This window comes from Nocardioides cremeus (assembly GCF_030518195.1).
Lineage (GTDB): Bacteria > Actinomycetota > Actinomycetes > Propionibacteriales > Nocardioidaceae > Nocardioides > Nocardioides cremeus.
Genome location: NZ_JAULSC010000518.1, coordinates 1 through 205 on the forward strand (window position 1 = coordinate 1; position 205 = coordinate 205).

At 80.5% G+C, this 205-nt stretch carries 1 protein-coding gene; it reads right to left on the reverse strand.

Translation table 11 applies throughout. From position 1 onward, the window contains the following. The coding region (locus QWJ41_RS21935; protein WP_302710614.1) for an MATE family efflux transporter at positions 1-205 on the reverse strand (205 nt) is incomplete at both ends.

A 205-nucleotide genomic window follows, 5' to 3' on the forward strand; every position in this document is an offset into this window, starting at 1 on the left:
GCGGGCCGGTCAGCGCGACGCCGGCCACGGTGGTGACCGCGCCGATGCCGAGCGCCAGCCACAGGCCGTCGACGCCCTGGGCCCGCGCGCCGCGCAGGTCGCCGGCGCCCCGGCGGCGCGCGACGCTGGCGGTGGTGCCGTAGGCGAGGAAGACGCACAGGCCCACGGCGGTCTGCAGCACCACCGCGGCGATGCCCAGACCGGC